At 68.2% G+C, this 4,662-nt stretch carries 4 protein-coding genes; 3 read left to right on the forward strand and 1 reads right to left on the reverse strand.

Annotated features, from left to right (window positions below; genetic code table 11):
• Positions 1 to 140 precede the first annotated feature (140 nt).
• From A5697_RS28545 to A5697_RS22020, 3 genes are all read left to right on the forward strand, one after another.
• Entirely contained in the window at positions 141 to 1,853 is a 1,713-nt protein-coding gene (locus A5697_RS28545; RefSeq protein ID WP_231972141.1) for a M28 family peptidase, read from the forward strand.
• Positions 1,854 to 1,892: 39 nt separating this feature from the next.
• Positions 1,893 to 3,344, forward strand: coding sequence for an HNH endonuclease signature motif containing protein (locus A5697_RS22015; RefSeq protein WP_082953536.1), 1,452 nt, complete (start codon positions 1,893 to 1,895; stop codon positions 3,342 to 3,344).
• A gap of 104 nt (positions 3,345 to 3,448) precedes the next feature.
• Positions 3,449 to 3,829, forward strand: coding sequence for a hypothetical protein (locus A5697_RS22020; RefSeq protein WP_156673405.1), 381 nt, complete (start codon positions 3,449 to 3,451; stop codon positions 3,827 to 3,829).
• A 41-nt stretch (positions 3,830 to 3,870) separates the two neighbouring features.
• Here A5697_RS22020 and A5697_RS22025 read toward each other — a convergent pair whose 3' ends face one another.
• Entirely contained in the window at positions 3,871 to 4,428 is a 558-nt protein-coding gene (locus A5697_RS22025) for a hypothetical protein (protein WP_068012037.1), read from the reverse strand.
• Positions 4,429 to 4,662 lie beyond the last annotated feature (234 nt).

The raw sequence follows: 4,662 nt of genomic DNA on the forward strand, positions 1-4,662 counted from the left end.
GTTGGCGTTGGCGATATTCTGCAGCGCGCGCAGGTGCGCGAACATCCGATCGGCGGTCACTTTTCCGGCCAGGCCGCCCGGCCCGCCCACCCTCGGGCTGTGCGGCCAGCGATTACCCGGCCGCGCTGCCCAAGGGTTCGATCGCCGTCGTCGACGACGCGCGTTGTTCGGTGGTCGACAAGCAGAACAGCGCCGTGGCCAAGGGCGCGGCCGCGCTGGTCGTGCTCAGTGCGCCCGCCGGCCAGGGCGCCCCGCCGACGTTGTTCAATCCGGGCTACTTCAAGCAGCTGACCGTGCCGGTTGCGGTCGCGGGCAGGTCCGCCGCGACCGCGCTCGCCGGCGCGAGCGCGCCCATCCATCTGGTGCTGGACGCCCAGAACACCAAGATCACCTCGCGAAACGTGCTGGCGCAGACCAAGACCGGTTCTCCGCATGAAGTGATCATGGTCGGGGCGCATCTCGACAGCTCGCGTGGCGGGCCGGGCGGGCTGGCCGGTCAGTCCACCGGGCGGTGTCTGGACCAGCAACGACGCCTGGTCGACGGGGTAGCTGCGTCCGGCGATCGTCATCGCCGGCCTGCCCGGGGAAACGGTGTACAACCGGTCGAACTGCGGGGTCATCACCTCAAACCCCCTGTCGCGCAGCGCTTTGGCCACGTAGTCGACGCTGGCGTCGTACCCCGGGGTGCCGTCCGCCCGGTTTCCTTTGTTGGCGTTGGCGATATTCTGCAGCGCGCGCAGGTGCGCGAACATCCGATCGGCGGTCACTTTTCCGGCCAGGCCGCCCGGCCCGCCCAACCCTCGGGCTGTGCGGCCAGCGATTACCCGGCCGCGCTGCCCAAGGGTTCGATCGCCGTCGTCGACGACGCGCGTTGTTCGGTGGTCGACAAGCAGAACAGCGCCGTGGCCAAGGGCGCGGCCGCGCTGGTCGTGCTCAGTGCGCCCGCCGGCCAGGGCGCCCCGCCGACGTTGTTCAATCCGGGCTACTTCAAGCAGCTGACCGTGCCGGTTGCGGTCGCGGGCAGGTCCGCCGCGACCGCGCTCGCCGGCGCGAGCGCGCCCATCCATCTGGTGCTGGACGCCCAGAACACCAAGATCACCTCGCGAAACGTGCTGGCGCAGACCAAGACCGGTTCTCCGCATGAAGTGATCATGGTCGGGGCGCATCTCGACAGCTCGCGTGGCGGGCCTGGCATCAACGACGACGGATCCGGGGTGGCCGCGGTGCTGGAAACGGCGCTGCAGCTCGGCCCGTTGGCGCCGGTGAACAACGCGGTGCGATTCGCGTTCTGGGGCGCCGACGAGGACGGGCTCAACGGCGTCATGGATTACGTGTTCGGCCTGGACGGCGATCAGCTCAACGATCTGGCGATGTACCTGAACTTCACCCGGCTGGGCTCGCCCAACGCCGGCTTCTTCACCGACGACGGCGATCAGTCCGGTCCGCCGGCGCCCGGGGTGACGTACGCGGACATCCCGGACGGGTCGGCGGGCATCGAGCGCACCCTGGCCGGCTATCTGAACCTGGCCGGGAAGCGGCCCGCGGACATGCCGCTGAGCACGCTCGCCGACTACCACCCCTTCATGGTCGCGGGCGTTCCGATCGGGGGCATGACGGCCGGCGCCACGCAGCCGAAAACCACGGTGCAGGCCCGATTGTGGGGCGGGCAGGCCGGCGTCCCGTTCGATCCCAACTATCAGGGCCCCCACGAAACCGTCGACAACGTCAACCGCGACGCGTTGGCCATCATGGGTTCCGGCGTCGCCTACGCCGTGGGCAGCTACGCGCAGTCCACCGGCGGGGTGAACGGCGTCCCGTCGCACGACAAGCGCCATCGCACCCGGATGCCGTAATCGCCGCACTTGTCGGCGGTGCTTCTTATACTCGAACACATGTTCGATACGCGACTGCACGAGTATTGGAAGCCCCCGCGTTGTGAGCGCTCGCGGGCGTTGCTGGATCGGATGTGCGAGTCGTGGCGGCTAGAGGCCCAGGTGGTGGCGGCTCGGCTGGACGCGGTCGGGGAGTTGTTCGAGCTGCGCCGCGCCCAGCGTGGCGAGGAGGCCGATTGGGCGGTGGACACCTGGGCGGCGGTGGGGGCCGAGATAGCTGCGGCGTTTCGGGTCAGCTTGGCGATGGCGGGCAGCTTCATGCGGTACGCGCTGGCAATGCGTGAGCGGCTGCCGCAGGTGGCCGCCGTGTTCCGCGCCGGTGACATCGATTTCCGGTTGTTTCAGACCATCGTCTACCGCACCGATCTGATCACCGACGCTGAAGTCTTGGCCGCCGTGGATGGCGAGTTGGCTGTGCGCGCGGCGCGTTGGCCGTCGATGACCAGGGGACGGTTGGCCGGCGAGGTGGACAAGATCGTCGCCAAGGCCGACGTCGACGCGGTGCGGCGCCGCCAGCAGTGTCGGGCCGAGCGTGAGGTCTGCATCGAGGATCTCGAGGGCGGCATGTCCGAGATCCGCGGCAGCTTGTTCAGCCCGGATGCCCACGCCTTGGACGAGCGGTTGGATGCCCTGGCGGCGACGGTGTGTGAGCATGATCCGCGCGGCCGCGATCAGCGGCGTGCCGACGCCCTCGGGGCGCTGGCAGCCGGGGCGGATCGACTGGGCTGCCGTTGTGGGCGGCCCGATTGCGCGGCGGGAAAGCGTCCTGCGGCAACGCCGGTCGTCATTCATGTGGTCGCCGAGCAGGCGAGCGGCCAGGGCCACGGGTCGGCCCCGGCGACGGAGGTGGGTGCTGACCGGCTGATCTCCGCCGAGGTGGTCGCCGAGCTGGCCGGCTCGGCGAGGCTGGTGCCGGTGAGCGTCCCAACGCAGGCCGAACCGCGCTACATCCCGTCGGCCCGGCTGGCAGATTTCGTGCGGTGCCGGGATCTGACGTGTCGGGCGCCGGGGTGTGATCGCCCGGCCGTCGACTGCGATATCGACCATACGATCCCGTACGCCGATGGCGGCCCGACTCATCCGTCGAACCTGAAATGTCTTTGCCGCCAACATCATTTGCTCAAAACGTTCTGGGGCTGGCGCGACGAGCAGCTGCCCGACGGCACCCTCATCTGGCGCCTGCCCGACGGACACACCTACGTCACCGCCCCGGGCAGCGCGCTGCTGTTCCCCAGCCTGTGCGCGCCCACCGGCGACCTGCCCGCCCCCGCCACCGGCGCCGAGCGCTGCGGCGAGCGCACCGCGATGATGCCGCTGCGTAACAGGACTCGTGCCCAGAACCGGGCCCAGCGCATCGCCACCGAACGCCACCACAACCGCCGAACGCGACTAGCCACCCAACCCACCGCATGCGGCCCCGCACCCCCGGCCGACGAACCGGCGCCGTTCTAGTTCCGTTCGCCACTACCGACCACGGCGCCGATTTCGTGGCGGCGGGCCGATGAATGCGCCCGATTTGACCAACTGTCGGGCGGCTGTGGCGGTACGATTCTTCTTTGATCGTGGAGAGAACGACCGTGAGATATGTCGCTAATAGTCTTGCGCTACTCGCCGTTTGCATTCCGGCCATCGGTGGGCCGGGGGTCGTGTCCGCGGACACCGTCGCCCCGAATGGCCTCGCTTCGGTGGAGAGTTGGCCGGACAACGCGTGCGGCGGCTTTTCGTCCTGGCATGTGATCAACAACTTGAAGGATGCTTCGGTCCGCGCGACCGTGGCGGTTCAACGCAAATCGGGTAGTCAGGAATTCAACGATCGGTACGTTTACGACCTAAAACGTGGCGAATCGAACTTTGTCTCGTGCAGAAGGATAAAGGCCCCCGACGGCCCGGGATTTTACGACATCAGCGCCTCGCTGGTGGGCGCGCAAATGACGTAGCAACTCCGCCCCTGGCCACGACGCCTTCAAGGCATTGGCCGTCAAGGCCTGCGAGGTCCCATCATTCGGCCGCAGCCCATCGACTGTTGCATCATGGCGGGCATCCCGTCCCGCACGAAACCGGTGACCTCACGCGCGTGTGCACGGATGACATCGGTGAGGGCCGGATCCTCGGCGGTCTCCTCGGCAATCACGCCTCTAGGCGTGAACGTGAGCTGGCGCCGGTAGCCGCCGGCGCGACGGAAAAGTGTCGGCAGGCTCTGGCTCATACAACGGATTTCGGTGCCCTGATCGAGGTGGGCGTACATGCTCGAAACATGCTCTTGCAGTTGAGCGGTCAGGTCCGGTGATGCCGATTCGGTGGTGGTGCGCACGCCGCCGGGGATGTCCTCGACGATCCGGTCGATTTCGCTGTGCCGCATGAACATCTCCATGTAGCGGCTCATGTCCATGTGACCGGCGCCCATGAAACCGCCCCCGTCCGTGAGGCGGATAGCGGTCGAGGGAGGACCAAAGACGCGCGCACGCAGATGCGCCAGACCCAGGACGCTGCCCGCGCCGAGCGCGGCGAGCGCGGCCCGCCGAGTGAATCCGGCCATCAGGTAAGCCGACCAGATGGGCCACGCCCTTTTCTAGGGCCAATGGTCCCTACCCCCGGTGGGTATACCCGTGCCATCGTTTGGGGCATGACGCAAAATCCTGAATCCAGCGGCGAACCGACCACCGTGACCGGCCACCCCGGGGACGGGCATCGATTCGGCGCGCACAGTCGGCTGGGTCAAGTGGTCGCGTGGGTGGTCATCGTCGCCGGCGTCGTGTTCGTGGTCGCGACG

The sequence above is a fragment of the Mycobacterium sp. E3251 genome (assembly GCF_001666835.1).
GTDB lineage: Bacteria > Actinomycetota > Actinomycetes > Mycobacteriales > Mycobacteriaceae > Mycobacterium.

Excerpts from the sequence above, each read along its gene's own strand:
- A5697_RS22015 (WP_082953536.1), top strand. The coding sequence starts at position 1,893 with ATGTTCGATACGCGACTGCACGAGTATTGGAAGCCCCCGCGTTGTGAG.
- A5697_RS22025 (WP_068012037.1), bottom strand. The coding sequence starts at position 4,428 with ATGGCCGGATTCACTCGGCGGGCCGCGCTCGCCGCGCTCGGCGCGGGC.